This is a genomic window from Pedobacter nutrimenti (genome assembly GCF_032678445.1).
GTDB classification, from domain to species: domain Bacteria; phylum Bacteroidota; class Bacteroidia; order Sphingobacteriales; family Sphingobacteriaceae; genus Pedobacter; species Pedobacter nutrimenti_A.
This window is the reverse complement of the sequence record NZ_JAVTSQ010000004.1, coordinates 1-17011: the sequence shown is the minus strand read 5'-3', so window position 1 is coordinate 17011 and position 17011 is coordinate 1. Positions and strand designations below refer to the sequence as shown.

Below are 17011 nucleotides of genomic sequence, written 5' to 3'. Positions count from 1 at the left end.
TTTTAGATTGAAAAACATTTATAGGCCTACTTTTAAACCGATAGTAACTACTCTTAAAGGTGGAAGCGTTGTCGAACTTTTTGTTTCAGGATCCAGTCCTTTATAACTGGTAAAAGTCCACAAATTCTGTCCTTGGGCAAACAAACTGCAGTTCTGCAAATGTGCCTGTTTACTCCACCCTTCAGGCAATTGCCAGGAAAGAGAAACATTCTTTAAACGTATATAAGAAGCATCAGTCCAAGCAGCATCACTTATTGTCACTCTATCTAAAGCTTGGGATACATCAGATCCTTCCGTTGTAAATTTTTGTATTGGGGCGATATCTCCAGGTTTTTGCCACCTATCCAATAAGGTAATCAGTTGATTCCCTAGACCGGCACCAGAACCTCCCACGCCATTGATACCGAATTTTTGAGTTTGAGCAATTTGTTTCACAAAAGAAAATAAGAATTCTAATTGTAAACCTTTGTAGGAGAATGAATTTTGGATACCCCCGTAAAACTTAGGTGCCGGATCAATTAGCACTTTTGCATCTAAAGTTGGATCGGGTGAAAATGTTGGATTTCCATTATGGTCTTGAAATTGATAAATTCCAGTTGCCGGATCTACACCTAAAAAGTGATATACTCGAAAGCTACCTAATGGATCCCCAACAATAGGTTTAGAAGAAAATCGGGTGTCATTGGTAGCCATTAACAAGGTTTTAAGTATTGTCAAATTGATATTGCTTGTCCATTTAAAATCCCCATTTTGAAGATTCGTACTTGTAACTCCAAACTCCCATCCTGAATTTTCTATTCTATCTGTTAAATTTCGGTCTATAGATCCAAAACCAGTAGTCAGTGGAAGAGTATAGCTCCTTAACTGATTAGAGGAACGGTTTCTGTAGTAGTTCACATTTAGCAGTATCCTGTCTTTTAGAAATCCTAAATCTAATCCAAATTGTAGTTTTTTTGTTTCTTCCCATTCTAGATATGGATTAGCGAGTCGATTAGGCTGATAAGCAACAATTCCTTGATAGGGCGTATCCTGACGAAGAGGATCATATAGGCTCAAAAAACGATAATTTGGAATCTGATCGTTGCCTGTTGTTCCATAACTTATTCTAACCTTTCCAAAACTTAACAGATCAAAACAGTCTTTAATCAACTTCTCATTAGAAAAAATCCAAGCCCCGCCTATAGATCCAAAATTGTGAAACTGGCTTTTTGGTCCAAAACGTGAACTCCCATCTCTCCGCCCTGATAAATTCAATACATATTTATCTTCCCAATTATAGTTGATCCTGGCAAAAACTGCGTTATATTTATATTTTGAACTTATTGAAGACAATGGGGTTACCCTCGTAGCAGAAAGCATATCCTCCATTACTAAGTCGTTGCTAAAACCAGAGAAATATATTTGTGATCCTAACGCAGATTCTTTATAAACAGTTGTCCCCAATAATACGTCTAGTTTACCTTTACTAATTGCATGATTATAAGTTAACTGTGGCTCGATAGACCATGAGTTGATATCACTATTTGTAAAATTTGTCCTCCTTGTATAGTACTGCAGAAATTCAGGTATAACAGATTGAAGAAGCTTCTTCTCAATTATATTAGAACTTAATTTGTTATAGCCAAAAGTAGTCTTTATTTCCAAACCAGACATAATCTGATAGCTTAATGTCATATTGCTCATCAAGCTATTTGTTTTGTCTATAAAGCTATTGAATATATATCCAATCGGATTCGCAGTAAACGTACTTACTCCAGCAGCATCGGGTGCCCAATTTATACCACCATCGGATTTATATAATGCAGGAGCTACCGGAGCTAATGTCATTGCATCCGAGGTTAGATCTCTATTTGGTAATTGGTTATTGTCCAATAAATAGCTCCCTGAAAATTGAATTTTAAATCTCTGATTGGCGGAGGCATTATTGATGTTAAAATGTAAGGATATTTTATTATCTGCGTAATTACCTGGAAAAACACTAGTCTCCCTATGATGACCCGCACCAACTAAAAATGTGGTTCGATCATTTCCCCCTGATACCGAAGCATTCAAGTCATGATATGAGGCTGTACCTCCAATCAACTCTTTTTGCCAATCTGTATAACGGCTATTGTCCCAATTTCCATTTAAATCGTTATCCAAATAAGAACCAGGATCGGGAATGCTAATCCCATCATTTCGTAACGCTTCCTTCCTCATTTGAAGATACTGTTGTGAATTCATTAAATCCAGCTTACGGGGGACCTTTGCCCAACCGGACTGGAGGTTCAGATTTACCTTAGTATCTCCTGTTATTCCTTTTTTAGTCGTAATCAATATCGCTCCATTAGCGGCACGCGAGCCATAAATCGCTGTTGCATCTGCATCTTTAAGGACATCGATACTTTCAATATTAGATGGATTAATAAAACTTAGCGGATTTCCATATGAAAAACCATTATCACCTGAACCTCCAGATTGCCCTAAAATGGGATTACCCCCTGGTAACAACTGAGAAGTAAAAGGTATTCCATCAATTACATACAATGGATCATTACCATTTCCAATACTATTCGTTCCCTGTATCCTCACCTTCACCCCTGTTCCCGCAAAGCCTGTAGCCTGCTCGATAAACAACCCAGGCACTCTTCCTTGTAAAGCCAACAGCGGATTATTCACCGGTTGCTTCTCAATCACATCCGCCTTAATCGTCGTCACGTTACCTGTACTCAACCTTTGCGTAGTCGTTCCATATGCAATCACCTGAATCTCATCCAATTTAGACAAGCTCTGCTCCAGTACGATGTTTCCAATATTCGCACTGGCAAGTACTTCCTTTGGCAAGTATCCAATGAAACTCACCACCAGCACAGCCCCCTCTTCCACACCCCTCAGAAAGAACCTTCCGTCCTTATCCGTACTCACGCCCTTCCCTGTTTTCTTCACCTTCACGCTCGCGCCCGGAAGCGGACGATTCTCCGAATCCACCACGCGCCCAGAAGCATCAATGCTAGCCCAGCGATTAGCCAGGCGTTCCAGAAAGGTGGGGGATTTAATCTTGATCACTATATTTTTTTGCTCTACGGCATATTCTAAGGGTTGATTTTTAAAGATAGCGTCTAATGCATCCTCCAGACTGGCTTCTTTCAATTCTATTGTTATAGGTTTGGTATTGGCCAGCATATCGTCAGTATACAAAAAGCCATATCCGCTTTGTACCCTGATCTTTGTGATGAGTTGTTTTAGTGTTGCATTCTTTTCAGACAAAGTTATCTTTTGTCCGTATGTGGTGGCGCTTGCGGTGGTTAGGGCAAGCAGCAGTATCATCGTAGTTAGTTTCATAACTAACAATAGTTTAGGCGGTAGCCATTGATATAGCATACCTAGGTTAAAAGTAGATTTTTTCATACTTTTATGTCGGTTTGAGTTGATTCAAGAAACGGTTTCGCAATTGTTCTTTACCCTACCCGATCAAGATCTGGAAGGGAAGGTTAACTCAGACTTAGAGTCGGATCGTGTTCGTAGCACGGTTCCGGCTTTTTTTATGAGCTGCCTGTGTTTTCTCTATTTAACTCGGCTGTGGTTGGTTTTTTGTAGTTGACATGGTTGTTGGTTAGTTGGTTAATAGTCGGTTAGTTATTATTTTACTATTTATTTTACTATGATCTTCCTCCCTACGATCTCAAATTTTACACCGTCTGTTTTTTCAAAGAGGGCTAAGATCTGAGATATGTTTTCTGTACGTGCTATAGCTCCTGTGAATTTTTTTGTACTTGGTGTTGTTTTGTACTCTACATCTACGTCATACCATCGGGCCACCTTCCTCATGACCACTTGTATAGGTTCACTATCGAATATGAAAGTTCCGTTTTTCCAGGCAACAGCCGCTTCCAGGTTTTGAACTTCCTGAACCCGGATATCGAAGTTACGGTTGCGGTCAATGATAGATTGCTCACCAGGTTTTAAGACCACCCCACCAAACCTCTCTCCTCCCCGAGGAGAGATCCCCCTTGCGGGGAGAGAGGAGTTTGAGTTACCAGCACTTCCGTTAACCCTCTCTGGGCTTTGCCCATCTCTCCCTGAAAGGGCGAGAGGTTGCAGGGAGCTTACCCGCACAGAGCCCTCCAAAAGCGTAGTCTTAGTATCCGGCTCATCACTATAACTGTTCACATTAAAGTGCGTACCCAATACAGTAACCTCCTGATTTTTGGATTTCACCACAAAAGGTTGGAGCTTATTCTTAAATATTTCAAAGTAGGCTTCGCCACTAAGTTCAACCACCCGCTGCCCACGCCCATTAAAGCTCACAGGATAAATCAATTTAGAAGCGGCATTAAGCCATACTCTGGATCCGTCAGGGAGCCGGATCTGATACTGCCCCCCGCGGGGCGTTTCGATTGTGTTGAGAGCATTCGAATATTTCACCCCATCGCTACCTCTCGCGGTATATATCACCTGCCCATCAGCAGTCTTTGTAATCTCCACTCCTGCTTCCTTAGCAAGCTCACCATTAGCCGCATCCGTTAGTGATACCCGTTTACCATTAGACAGAACCAAGTAAGCCTTGTTCCCACCAGGCTTAATGTCATTAGCTAACAGATCACTCGTCGCTCCGCTTCCCTCGAGATGACGTTGAGTATAAAAGAAAACACCCAAGCCAACAACCAAAAGAACAGCTGCTGCCGCAGCGATACGTGGCCATAGAACCCGAAAATTTTTACGGTTTATTTGCTGCCTTACTCTACCCAGAGAATGATCTGCCTTTTCCTGTTTCCAGTTATTCAATAAATCAGCTGTAAAACCAGTAACTGAAACCTCGTCTGCAGTCTCCCGATTGATAGGCGCAATATCCTTCCAGGCTTCTAATTCGCTAAGCTCCTCCGCGTTCAATTCCCCTGCCGCCTTAGTAGCAAGCAAGTAGATGATTCGGTCTATATTTTGGTCGTATTCTGGTGTCATTTTTTAACGATATACCCACAACACGTATAAACCTGAAAAAAGTACCTATTGAAAATGAACTTTTTTTTAAACCCGTTTTTTAATTGCCATTCCATAATGGTTTGATTGAACATGTTTTATAAATTGCAATAGAGGGTAAAGCTTATTACAAGAATAAATCGTCAAATTTCGCAGTTGGTAACTGCGAGATTTGATAGTTAATTAACGGAAACTGCTTTGCTGAACTGCTTTAGAAATTGACGAAAATAAACACAGTTTCTTTCAACAGTATTAATATCAAGTTGATTAAATATTTCCGGAGAACGAGAAACTGTATATTTTTTTCTACTATCCTTAGTAATCCTCTGTAACGTCTCTTTTGGCCTACTTTGCATAGAAGGATCTCCTTTAAACTGATGGCTAGTTTTATGATTTTTATTGAAAGTATCAATATCGGCCAAAATTAAGGCCTCAAGCTCCCAAATATTCAATAAAAACAAGCCATTGCCTCCAAACTCTTCATTGAGCTTATTATACCAGTTATTCAATTCTTCAATTTTTGAAGTTTGCGTCCGAAAACCGTCCAAATCCCTCATATATAAGATCACATCGAAAGGTTCATTCCTTAAAGCAACTGAAATAGCTCTACTTAACTTTGGGCTATCCAACTGACAACCAGTAACACCCTCAGCTAAGACTTTAAAACTTAAATCCGAATACTTCTTCGACAAAAGGTTTTTAATAGCTAAGGTATCGTATGGACTCTCTCCTACCAGGCCTACTCTCACCATTCTTCCAGATCAGACATTAACCAATAATCACTTAAAAAACCAACCTCGCTCATGTAGTCCTTCGCTTTAGTTTTCTGGCTCTCTGTCATTCCACTGATCTGAGTACCTCTTTCTACATCATAAGTTGCAATCATGATATGATCTAATTCATCTGGATTTAGAATATCCAGAGCTTTAGGAGAATGCGTAGAAATAATAATTTGCTTGTCGCTCGATTGTTCTTTTAAAAAGTTCATCAACAAATGAAACTGATGTGGGTGGATACCAAGCTCAGGCTCCTCAATTAAGATCAAACCATCTTTTTTGAAGGTGATTTCAGTGACAATATAAAACAGTCTTTTAGTACCATCAGACAGATATGACCATGGAACCCAGGTATCATTTATTAAAAAATCAAGCCTTAAATTATCTACAATGAAATTTTTATCGGCATCATACACACTAAAAGCGTCATTGAGCCGCAAATCCTTTATTGGAGTGAACAGCCTTAAATTATCAATAATTTCTTCAGAGAATTTAAAACCAGTAATAATTCCTTGTTTTGTATTGTCACTGTTAAAATCAATGCCCTCTTCTAGAAATTCTAAATCCCAAACTATATCGTCAATAAAATCCAGCGTATCGGTCCATGACCAGGCACCATCGTAAGGAACAGTTAACACTCCCGGTGTGGAAACAAAACCAATAGATTCCGGAATGTTAAATTTGATAATCAGTGGTTTTAATATTCTTTGCAAGTATCGAAAACCATTAGGGGACTTTTCTGCATGAGTTATTCCAGTGACCTCAGCTGCAAACTTTTGGAATAATTTAAAAGCTTCCTGATCTTGACCGGAAACATACGCCTTAGAATTGAATAAGTTCTTTCCCTCTACATCAACTTTGGCTAAATATTCATTATCAATTCCGGCATCAAGTTTATTTTTGAAATTCTTTTGAGCCTTTTCTTTTTCAAAGGACAATTGAAAATTCTTAGTCTTTGAAAAATAATCTAAAGACGCGAAAGTATAATTGAGTTTATTACCGCTACCTATTGCACCCTCTAAAAACTCCAAAAAATTAGATTTACCGGAGCCATTCTTTCCAATTAAAATATTAAGCCCAGGTTTAATATCCACAGAAAGATCTTCGATAGACTTAAATCCCTTCAAATGGATACTTTTCAGAAGCAGCGTTTCTCTCTCGGTATTCGGCATTGCATAGTCACGTTTATTACAAATGTAATTCAATTTAGCCATTATTGATACAAAAACAAGATTTAACAATTTATCAGAAAGGCACTTCAGCCCTCCTTACACCGCAAACATAAAAAGAATAATTAATAAATCTATAATTATTTTTATTAATCAATAAAACAATTAAAGACCATGTTTTGATAATAGTTTAAGGATATTAATTTACCCAAACCAACAGCATCAACAAAGTAAATGCATCTCCCGTAAGTCTGTCTTTCAGTATATTCAATCCTCGCACCTTATGATTTTTTACAGTTTGCTCAGACAGCCCCAGCTGGGCAGCAATCTCCGAATTGGTTAAGCCCTCCAGGAAACTCATAGAAATCACTTTACTGCATTGACTTGGCAATGCCTTTACCGCACGGTAAATCTCTCCCCTGGTTTCGGCCTTAATCAGAAAACTCAAATGATCATCATCAGATATCGCCAGGCCTTCTGCTGTTTCTGTATCTGTTTTTTGGCCAAATTTCCGATTGGAGCGGATATAATCCATACAGGCATTTCTTGCAGCCTGGTATAAGAAAGCCCTCAAATGCCCCGGATCATTAAACACCTGCTTTTTATACCAGAGTTTAACAAACAGATCTTCGATAATATCTTCTGCTTCACTGCCCACAAACTTTGAAGCATAAAAGCACAGAGGATGATAATAACTTTGGTAAGTAACATCAAATACGGCGTTATGGCTCAAATGAATGGGCAAGTGTATGTTGCTATATGGTTGTTCTGTAGCCATAGTGTATTTAACCTATACCTTTAGTATCCCTAATTTACTCATTTTATTTGATTTGTAGATATAAGAGCAAGAGCCCTTTACAAAATCATTTTACAATAGTAAATATTTCAAATGAATAAGTGGTTACTATTTTTTCACATAACATAAAATATTATCCATCAACAACACTTCTAAGAAATATTTTGCTTTAAAATATCAGATATCTTAAATCCAGGTGCTAAGCCAATAAAGGATTAAGAAAATGGATATCCAGTTTTAACCAGATTATAAAACGACAAACCTATGCAAATGCACGGAGTTGTCTAGTTGCAATAATTCAATCTGCTCGGTATTTCCTTCTGCACAGAGAATAAGTCCAATAGGCAATTCTTCACCTTCCTGCATTTCATATTTTTCCAGCCATCTAAGATAAAGCTCTATTTGACCCTTAGATCAGGGCTAATTTTATTTTCCTCTCTCAATTCCTTAAGCTCTTTTTCTATAAGCTCATCTGGCTTTTTACTAATAGCAGTACGCTCATAAAGCATGCTGTCAATCTTTTGACGGAGTACTTTAACACTCCACCCTTCTATTTTACACATTTCTAAATAGAATTCTCTCTTCAATGAATCTTTTAAAGGGATTAAGGCAATAAAATGAGTCCAGCTCAATTGTCGCATCGCCGATACGACAATTTGCTTATCCGAAAAAACAGAAGCAAACTGCATCATTCTGCGTAAATTTTTTTCCGAAAATGACCCTCCATACTCCTTCCCTAATTGCTGCGCTAATGATGCGACAATTTGCTTACCATACTCTGCCCTGTCATTCCCGAGTATTTCCTCATTAATACGTTTGCCAATATTCCAGTATAGCAATGTTATTTCACTGTTTACAGTCTGAGCTACCTGTTCTTTACTCGTTTCAATAAGTGTTTTAATGTCATCTGCAATCTGCCTTGACTTTTCAATTTCTTTACTCATACAGTATAAATTAGTTGTCTGCTAACTTATATATTTCCAGAACAAATATTGCTACAATAACAAAAAAAATAAATAATCAAAATACTGACAGTCAAATAATTATATTTAATTCAACCACATAAAATTGAAAAAACAAGCTCTAAAATAATTCCTATCAGACTTTATTCTGTATTACTTTTTGCTAAGATTTTTCAAACAAGGACCCGAACCTACGCTTTTGAAATATGCATCAGAATAACATATATCGCACCCGACAGATTCGGTTTAATATGAGTGGAAATGATCTTTAAAGCATTACTAATTTGTTTCTTCACAGTTCCCTCTGCAATTCCAAGGCGCTGAGAAATCTCTCTGTGAGTTAATTGTTCGTCCCGGCTCAAAAGATAGATCTCTTTCATCTTTCCTGGTAATTTTGCAACAGCACCATCTACATACTGTTGCAGTTCTTTTGCAGACAAATTCTCTTCAATCTCAGAACTCAGGTCTTGTGATACAACAGACAGCCGCTCGAGAAACCTATGCTTAGTCAGGTTCTTTTCAATGTATTTTAAAGAAAGGTTTCTGGTCCCCTTGATCAAATAAGAAATTAGCGCTCCCCTTACCTCCACTCCTGTTCCACAAAGACACAAACATTTCCTGAATAATATCTGCCCCCCTCGTCCGAAGATTTAGTCAATCTAATGGCATAAGATGCCATCTTCTCCCAATACCGATTATAGATTTCGGTAAAAGCAGCCTCATCCCCCTCTTTTAACAAAGCAGTTAATTCAATATCAGAAAGCTTATCGTACATCCTCATCGTTACATATTGCTATGGCAAAGCCGGTTACTAAATAAACGCACAGGTAGGGTTAGTTTAAAAGTACCAAAAACTTTTAGCAACAGTAAATAATTAAAACGAATAAGTGGTTACTATTTTTTCACTACACAAAAAATATTATCCCACAGCAATAAATCAAAGCAAAATTCTGACAGAAATGTGATTGCCGATGGTATTAAATGGGCTAAAAAATTTATGTATTGTTTATTTACATCTGCCCAATCCTTGACTCTCCTTCCCTTAATGCCCTGCCGGCGGCATGTTTTAGTAAAGCCAACTTTAAAAAGTCGGCTTTACTAAAACAGATGTTAAATTTAGGCGCTTCTTTTACTTAAGTTAGGCGGTATAGAAGTAGCAGACTTAGAACAAGAATCTAGTCGCTTTGCCCGTTGGTAATTTTCCGGATCATGTTAAACCAATACAGAATTAAAAAATATTAATGCCCAGTTTTAACAGGATTATAAAACAACACACCTTATGAAAAGCGGCCCCATAGCGGATACCCGGTTTCGTCTTAGTCCGTCGCTTCTCCGCCCCTCTTACCCCATAACTTAAGCAAACAGGTACTTTCATCAAACAATCAGCACTAAAAGGCCATATCATCGAACAACCAACACAAAGCAAGGTAGCGCGCAGGACAAAAGAAAATCTAAACTCAAAACCTGGGAAAAATTTCCTAGGCTTTGAGTTTAAGGGGTGCAACTCACCTTGCGTTGTAGCTTCAGGCCGCTCAACTGTTATGATATTTGAAACAAATATGCATTCCAGTTGCTTGTGTCAAGATATAGTCAACTGTCGCACTGCGCACTCCCTCAGTTGACACCTTAGCTCCGTTCGCCAGTCGGTGAGCAAACCTTTCCGTATATACATAAACTTATCTAAGTCGTTTTATATCCATTCTCGTACATTGGTGATTTATTAATGAGCTAGTTGTTTTAAATCATTTCTTACCTTTGAATTATGTTCTATAGAAGAAAGATATTGATGGCATTATTGCAAGTGTTTAATGGAGAAATTGAGAAGATAAAGCTGCAAAAGTTAATCTTTCTAACGTGTAAACGACAGAAGAACTCAGAGTATCAATTTATTCCATATAAATTTGGTTGTTATTCTTTTTCCTTAAAAGCAGATCTTATTACAATGGTTAAGAAAGGCATTCTTACAGAAACGCCAACATCATATCTACTCCCTAATAAAACAGACTATTTCAAAGGAATTAAAGAAGATGACAAAATTATTATTAGGGATATCAATAAACATTATGGGCAGATGAGTTCGAACTCACTAATGAAATATACATATATTCATTATCCATATTGGGCGATCAAAAGTACTGTTGCAAGTGATATACTAAATGTTGAAGAATTAGCCAAAGTCAATGCATTAAAAGAAGAAAGACGAAACACAACGCTTTATACAATAGGCTATGAAGGGACTTCTCTTGAAGAATACTTGAACAAACTTGTTATTAATGACATTAAAGTCCTAGTAGATGTAAGGAGTAATCCGCTTAGCATGAAATTCGGCTTCAGCAAAACCCTTCTGAGCCGTTATTGTGAGAGCCTAGGAATTGACTATAAACATTTCCCTGAAGTTGGCATAAAATCTAACCAACGGCAAGAGTTAAATACACAGAGCGACTATGATAAGTTGTTTGAAGAATATAAAAAAGGACTGCCATCTACTTTGTCTGTACAAATCGCTATATTAGAACTCCTTAAACAACATAAAAGGATTGCATTAACTTGCTTTGAAGCTAATATATGTCAATGCCATAGAAAACCTCTGGCAGAAAGCATTAAATCGCTACCAGAGTTTAAATATGAATTAAAACACATCTAGCACAATGGCTCTCGCAAAAGTACTAATAGCTGTCAAGACATACCCAACCATTTCAAGCAAATATGACGAACTCGTTTGCACCGCAGGTTTTAGAGAAGATGGATCTTGGGTTAGAATATATCCAATAGCCTTTAGAAAAAAAGATTATGATCAACAGTACAAGAAATATGATTGGATTGAATTAGATCTTGTCAAGAACGAAAGTGACTTTCGTCCAGAAAGCTATAGACCACACTCTCATGAAACTGAGATTAAAATCTTGAAACATGTAGATACAGCATCTAATTGGTATTTAAGGAAGCAGCACGCCCTTAGAAAAGTCTATACAAATATGACTAAACTTATTGCGGAAGCCCATAATAAGAATATTTGTACCTCATTAGCTGTGTTTAAGCCTTCTAGATTTTTAGATTTCACAGTCGAAGAGGTCTCTAGGGAATGGGATAAAAAGAAACTAGACGTACTAGAGAAAGAACGTATCCAATTTAACTTATTCAAACAACCAGAGGATCTGTTTGAGGTTGTCAAAAAGTTACCTTATAAGTTTAAATATGTGTTCGAAGACGAAGAAGGCAAAGTCAGTAAATTGATGATTGAAGATTGGGAAATTGGTCAATTATATTGGAATACTTTGACTTCAAGTGAGGGAGATGAGAATAAGGCAATAGCAGCTGTTAAACACAAGTACTTTGATAAGTTTACTAAAGAGAATGATTTACACCTCTTCCTTGGAACTAGCCAAGTACACCATTATCCATCCAAAAATCCATTTATGATAATTGGGGCATTCTATCCTAAGATTGAAAGCCAGATACAGCTATTTTAATGTTAAAACTATCAACATCCCGTAGTGCTGTTTACAAATGGCATCGCGAGCATTCGTGCTGACATTCCACCTGCGAGTTTTAAACAAAGCTAGACGCAGGAAAATCGGTGCTCCGCAAAGTTATAAGCGCAAAACATCATGCCAGATTAATCTGTCATTCGTTTTGCATCGTTCAAGAAATTTACTTTGTGAAAGCACTTCCTGCATTAAAGCATTCACTGCGTTCAAGGATTTAATACAGAAGCTTTCCTTATTCGGCTCACCTACCTGGTCGCTTCAGGCTTCACAACTGTCATTATGTTCGAACAAATATATCGCCTGTTGCTTGTATTAAAACATAGTCAACTGTCGTACTTCGTACTGCTTCAGTTGACATCTTAGCTCCGTTCGCAGGCGGTGAGCAAAATATTACAAGCGTTTTACTCGTAACTAGTATTAATATTTACTTAACAGTCATTTGTGAATTTCTTCTGTTTAGTTGAATTATTATTGCGTGAGAGTAGTATTGAAAATTAAAAGTTTATACTATCTTCATAATATATACAGCTATATACACAAATGATTGATAAAAAAGCAATTTGGATCTCTTACGACTTCGGATTAAAGGGTGATTATACGGGATTATATACATGGTTAGACAATAATAATGCTAAAGAATGTGGCATTGGATTGGCGTATTGTTCTTTTGATGTATCTCAACTCGGAATTGATAAAAAAGATAAATCTTTAATAGAAAAGATTACTTCTGACATTAAAAAATCAGTGAAGTTATCTCGTACTGATAGAGTCTATATCATATGGAAGGATAGTCTCAATAACAAAATCAGAGGAGAATTTATTAACGGAGCAAGAAAGCAGTCCCCATGGGAGGGCTATGGACGATTGAATACGGAAAATAGTGTAGTTGATGGTGAATAGCGGTCTAAATATACTAGTTGATACTGGATTCTGGATTGCTTTATACAATCCTGAAAAGGAGGTCGAACGTAATACGATTGCAAGTAGATATGCAGAGCAAATTATAGATCATAATATAGTGGTTCCATTTCCATCACTTTATGAATTCGTGAACTCAAAACTATCTAGAAGAGAAGCTAAACATGAGTTTAAGAAGATTATAGAAAGACCAAATGTGTTTAGAATATCCGATTCAAAATACAATGAGAAAGCATTAGATAACTTCTTCGTTAAATCTAAATATGGACAAATGGATGTTAGTTTAGTTGACGAAATTATGATTCTAATGCTTGAGGATAAAGATTTATTGATCCATTATATAGTCTCATTTGATCAAGGTTTAACTAATCAGGCTATGGCGCGAGGTATAATGCATGTTTAATGAAGATATATTTGGATTAATAATTAAAACTCTATGCATAAACATTAATGTGTGAATCTAATAAATATGAATCAGAAGAAGTATTACTCACAAAGGAAAGGCAAACTTGAGGATTCCCCAGAATTAACTCTGAAACTCTTTAAAAGGTTATTCTTATTTACATATAATCAATTAGAGAGAGATGGCTACTTTCAGAAGTACTTCGGCTTCTATTGTGTTGATGGAGGTGAACTTTCAGGTGAATTGGGGCCTGATATCCCAACAGTTGTATTTCTCACTTTAAGAAAGGAGGCGCTATGGCCAATTAATGAAAATATAGAGGGATATTCCGAAGATGACTTATTTACTATTATTGAATACTTACATGACCATTGTTCTAAACCATTAGACGGCAGTTACCATAGTTGGAATGATTGTGGTTGGCATTACAACAAATTTGATGATGAAAAGGGAAGATCAGAGTATCGGAAAAAGATTAATGATATGTTAGCAGATTACAAGGAAGGATTTGAACTATCCCCTGAGGGAGAAATCTTAAGTTTACCTGATTCTAATCTTGGCCCACTCCTTGACGCAAATATCCCATCTACAGATGAAGAGAATGTAACTTTAAAAGTTGATAATGCGATTTCAAAATTCAGAAGACATAGATCCTCTTTAGAGGATAGACGTAGCGCCTTAAGAGAATTGGCAGACGTATTGGAATATCTACGTCCTAGCATTAAAGAAGCCTTGATGAGTAATGACGAAAAAGATATCTTTAACTTAGCCAACAACTTTGGTATTCGACATCATAATGCAAACCAGAAGGTGAAGTATGATAAAGCTATTTGGTACAGCTGGATGTTTTATTATTATTTGGCTACAATTCATGCCTCACTTCGGCTTATTGATAAAGAAAAACAATAGACTAATTTAATTAATGGACTTTATTTAGATATTATTCAATGAATCTCTATTCTTTGAACTTCCTGAGTGCGGGACGATCATGTTCTATTTTTCTATAATAGATCCTTTTCTAATAACGCATACTATGAGGATATGAAGATAATGTAATCCCAATAGCAGAGATGAAAAGTAGAATATTTTTAATCATCAAACGAAGTTAACTTGTCCCCCTCACACGTTCCAAGAAATCCCGGTATAAACGCTCATACGGCTATTGCACCACCTATTTATTCCGTTGCTTCTTGACCTAGTTGAGTTGAAAGCTTGGTCGGTTACGTATAAAACTACGGTACATAACACATTATTCAAAGTAGCTGAGATAGGAATCATCAGCTACAAATCACATTTCAAAGCATCAGAAGGACCTAAAATCACCAAACCTGCCGAATCTTTAGTGTTAATACTAACATCGGATAAGAACAAAATCCAGTTCTTAGAAGAATTTAGAATACTACTGTTAAATAGAGCGAACAGGTTGATTGGAATTACAGAAATTGCACATAGTGGAGTCAGTGGCTCCTCTTTCACCACCCTCCCCGGTCAGCACCCAAGAAAATATGTTTTCATGATCAAGCCTCAGAACCTGAAAGGTTCAGCGCGATCAGAAAACATATTTTCACCCCCGAAACTAGGCTGACACTAAGATTCAAGTGAATAAACGATAAATGTTATCCCTCCGATGATACAGACAATCACCATACGCCAAGTTTTGTAATAATTAGTAGCCGAAACCCTATTTTCATCTTCAATAAAGAATCGGTTATCACCCAGTCTTAAAGGTTTTTTACCCCTAACCTCGCGATAGAATACATAAGCCACAATAAACAATACAATACCTACGCAAAATTTAACTAAGCTGTCCATATCTCCATTATTGAGCTGAAGATAAGTATTCGATTGTTATGACACTATGCATTTTTGGACAAAATTTCTCTTTGTTAGCTGTTCCGTTTCAAATATCAACCATAATTTTTTATTAGAATTTCCCCTCTCTACATTGGTGAAATTCAGATAAAATATGACCGATAAAATTAATGGCCCTGAACAGGGCAGCTTGTATGACAAGTTATTGCGCGAAAACATGGAAGAGACCCTGCCAGACATTATGAAAGATGTACTGCACCTCCGTATTGTTAAAAGTGAAGAAATTCCAGATGATGTTCAGCACACTAAGGAGCGAAAACCGGACCTTCTAAAAAAGGTGGAAGACGATAAGGGAAACACTTTTATTGTCCAAATAGAATACCAGCGTAACAACGAGAAAAATCTCCCTTTCCGTATGGCAGAATATAGTATTATGCTCCAAAGAAAGTATGGGTTACCAGTTATCCAATTTATAATTTACATTGGTGCCGGGAAGCCAAAAATCCAAACAGAGATCAGTAATAAATATCTCCACTTCTGGTACAATTTGGTGTCATTATCGGAGGTTGATTCCCAGGTGTTTTTAAACTCAGATAAAATAGAGCAAAAGATGCTGGCTATCCTGGGCGATTTCTCTACCGGAGACCCGGAACTCATCTTGCAAGAGATCGTTCAGGAAATAGAAAATCGGAGTAATGGAGAATTAGAGGAAGGAAGATATTTAAAACAATTGCGCGTTTTGATGCAATTGCGTAACTTACAAAAAGATTCATTTAATAATATGGCACTAACAGGAAAAATTTTCAAAGAAAAAAAAGACATCTTGTACATCAGAGGTGAGATTAATGGCAAAATGGAAACAGCGTTGGAAATAGCTCAAGAATTAAAAAAAGAAGGCTTATCCAATGAATTTATAGCCAAAACTACCAAACTTTCGGTTCAGGAAATCGAAGCACTCTAACACCCTCCCCCCCAAGTTCTTCCAATTCATGGAAGAACGAGCGCCAGACACTCCAATTTTCTGCGCTATATCACAAAATCCGATATTAAAACCTACATTATAGGATAGCCACATACCGGATAATTACCCCATGGCCCCGCTCTTGTAATATTTCAGTAACCATTTTACCCTTCCCTTTCTCCCCCCTCCCCGGTCTGCACCCAAGAAAATATGTTTTCATGATCAAGCCTCAGAACCTGGAAGGTTCAGCGCGATCAGAAAACATATTTTCAACCTCAACCTTCGTAAGCTAGAATAAACCCACGCCTATAATTCTCCTAAATAAATATATTTTCGAAATGTTTTGTGATTATTTTTTATTTAGAAATATCAAATCTACATTAGCATAAATGAGAGCAGTAGAAAAACGGACCAACAGGCCAGCGCAGAAAAAAGATAAAAAACCAATCCAGAAAAAGAACGACATCTTTTTCAAAAGTGCATTCGAAGATTATTTCTGTGACATGCTGCGCTTTCTGTACAAAGACGCAGATCAGATCTTTGATCTGGAAAAACCCATCAGCTTCATGGACAAAGAGCTTCTGGAAATCTCTCCAGACCGGAATAAAAAAGGCGGAACCAGAAACGCAGACATGCTGGCCAGAATATACCTCCGTACCGGAAAGCAGGAACTCTTCATGCTACATTTAGAAATCCAGACGGTAACCAGCCCTAAATTCCCATCCAGAGTATTTAAATACTGGTACAGACTAACCGACCGTTACGACCAG

The 17011-nt window shown here is 37.3% G+C and carries 15 protein-coding genes and 1 pseudogene; 7 read left to right on the top strand and 9 right to left on the bottom strand.

The genetic code is table 11. The features are described 5' to 3' along the window. Nucleotides 1-18: 18 nt before the first annotated feature. The 8 genes from R2S08_RS07650 to R2S08_RS07615 all read right to left on the bottom strand — a co-directional run bounded on the left by R2S08_RS07650 (nucleotide 19) and on the right by R2S08_RS07615 (nucleotide 9440). Nucleotides 19-3321, bottom strand: a complete 3303-nt coding sequence (locus R2S08_RS07650) for a SusC/RagA family TonB-linked outer membrane protein (RefSeq protein WP_316834605.1) — start codon at nucleotides 3319-3321, stop codon at nucleotides 19-21. Between the two features lie 309 nt (nucleotides 3322-3630). Beyond that, nucleotides 3631-4938, bottom strand: coding sequence for a FecR family protein (locus tag R2S08_RS07645; RefSeq protein ID WP_316834603.1), 1308 nt, complete (start codon nucleotides 4936-4938; stop codon nucleotides 3631-3633). Nucleotides 4939-5135: 197 nt separating this feature from the next. After that, nucleotides 5136-5708 carry a DUF4276 family protein gene (locus R2S08_RS07640; RefSeq protein ID WP_316834602.1) on the bottom strand — a complete coding sequence of 191 codons (573 nt, stop codon included), beginning with the start codon at nucleotides 5706-5708 and terminating at the stop codon, nucleotides 5136-5138. After that, nucleotides 5702-6946: an AAA family ATPase gene (locus tag R2S08_RS07635; protein ID WP_316834601.1), complete on the bottom strand. Its 1245-nt coding sequence runs from the start codon at nucleotides 6944-6946 to the stop codon at nucleotides 5702-5704. Before R2S08_RS07635 ends, R2S08_RS07640 begins: the two co-directional genes overlap by 7 nt. Before the next feature lie 154 nt (nucleotides 6947-7100). Then, nucleotides 7101-7679, bottom strand: coding sequence for an RNA polymerase sigma-70 factor (locus R2S08_RS07630; protein WP_316834600.1), 579 nt, complete (start codon nucleotides 7677-7679; stop codon nucleotides 7101-7103). A 416-nt stretch (nucleotides 7680-8095) separates the two neighbouring features. After that, the gene (locus R2S08_RS07625) at nucleotides 8096-8641 is read right to left on the bottom strand and encodes a DUF1016 N-terminal domain-containing protein (protein WP_316834599.1); all 546 of its coding nucleotides are present in this window, start codon (nucleotides 8639-8641) and stop codon (nucleotides 8096-8098) included. Between the two features lie 209 nt (nucleotides 8642-8850). Beyond that, entirely contained in the window at nucleotides 8851-9249 is a 399-nt protein-coding gene (locus tag R2S08_RS07620; protein ID WP_316834598.1) for a sigma-70 family RNA polymerase sigma factor, read from the bottom strand. Further along, nucleotides 9240-9440, bottom strand: coding sequence for a hypothetical protein (locus R2S08_RS07615; RefSeq protein WP_316834597.1), 201 nt, complete (start codon nucleotides 9438-9440; stop codon nucleotides 9240-9242). The genes R2S08_RS07620 and R2S08_RS07615 overlap by 10 nt, the downstream gene beginning before the upstream one ends. Nucleotides 9441-10421: 981 nt before the next feature. Here R2S08_RS07615 and R2S08_RS07610 point away from each other — a divergent pair. The 5 genes from R2S08_RS07610 (at nucleotide 10422) to R2S08_RS07590 (ending at nucleotide 14377) form a co-directional block, all read left to right on the top strand. Further along, nucleotides 10422-11303, top strand: a complete 882-nt coding sequence (locus R2S08_RS07610) for a DUF488 domain-containing protein (protein ID WP_316834596.1) — start codon at nucleotides 10422-10424, stop codon at nucleotides 11301-11303. 4 nt (nucleotides 11304-11307) lie between these two features. Further along, nucleotides 11308-12129 (top strand): hypothetical protein, encoded by an 822-nt coding sequence (locus R2S08_RS07605; protein ID WP_316834595.1) that lies wholly within the window; start codon nucleotides 11308-11310, stop codon nucleotides 12127-12129. A 558-nt stretch (nucleotides 12130-12687) separates the two neighbouring features. Next, nucleotides 12688-13047 (top strand): hypothetical protein, encoded by a 360-nt coding sequence (locus tag R2S08_RS07600; RefSeq protein ID WP_316834594.1) that lies wholly within the window; start codon nucleotides 12688-12690, stop codon nucleotides 13045-13047. Beyond that, on the top strand, nucleotides 13037-13468 hold the full coding sequence (locus R2S08_RS07595; protein ID WP_316834593.1) for a hypothetical protein: 432 nt from the start codon (nucleotides 13037-13039) through the stop codon (nucleotides 13466-13468). Before R2S08_RS07600 ends, R2S08_RS07595 begins: the two co-directional genes overlap by 11 nt. 66 nt (nucleotides 13469-13534) lie before the next feature. Then, nucleotides 13535-14377 (top strand): hypothetical protein, encoded by an 843-nt coding sequence (locus tag R2S08_RS07590; protein ID WP_316834592.1) that lies wholly within the window; start codon nucleotides 13535-13537, stop codon nucleotides 14375-14377. Nucleotides 14378-15055: 678 nt separating this feature from the next. Here R2S08_RS07590 and R2S08_RS07585 read toward each other — a convergent pair. Beyond that, entirely contained in the window at nucleotides 15056-15280 is a 225-nt protein-coding gene (locus R2S08_RS07585; RefSeq protein ID WP_316834591.1) for a hypothetical protein, read from the bottom strand. Between the two features lie 154 nt (nucleotides 15281-15434). Between R2S08_RS07585 and R2S08_RS07580 the strand changes: the two genes are divergently transcribed. Both R2S08_RS07580 and R2S08_RS07575 read left to right on the top strand, forming a co-directional pair. After that, on the top strand, nucleotides 15435-16241 hold the full coding sequence (locus R2S08_RS07580; RefSeq protein WP_316834590.1) for an Rpn family recombination-promoting nuclease/putative transposase: 807 nt from the start codon (nucleotides 15435-15437) through the stop codon (nucleotides 16239-16241). Nucleotides 16242-16630: 389 nt separating this feature from the next. Further along, nucleotides 16631-17011 (top strand): annotated as a pseudogene (locus R2S08_RS07575) (hypothetical protein); the annotation flags it as partial.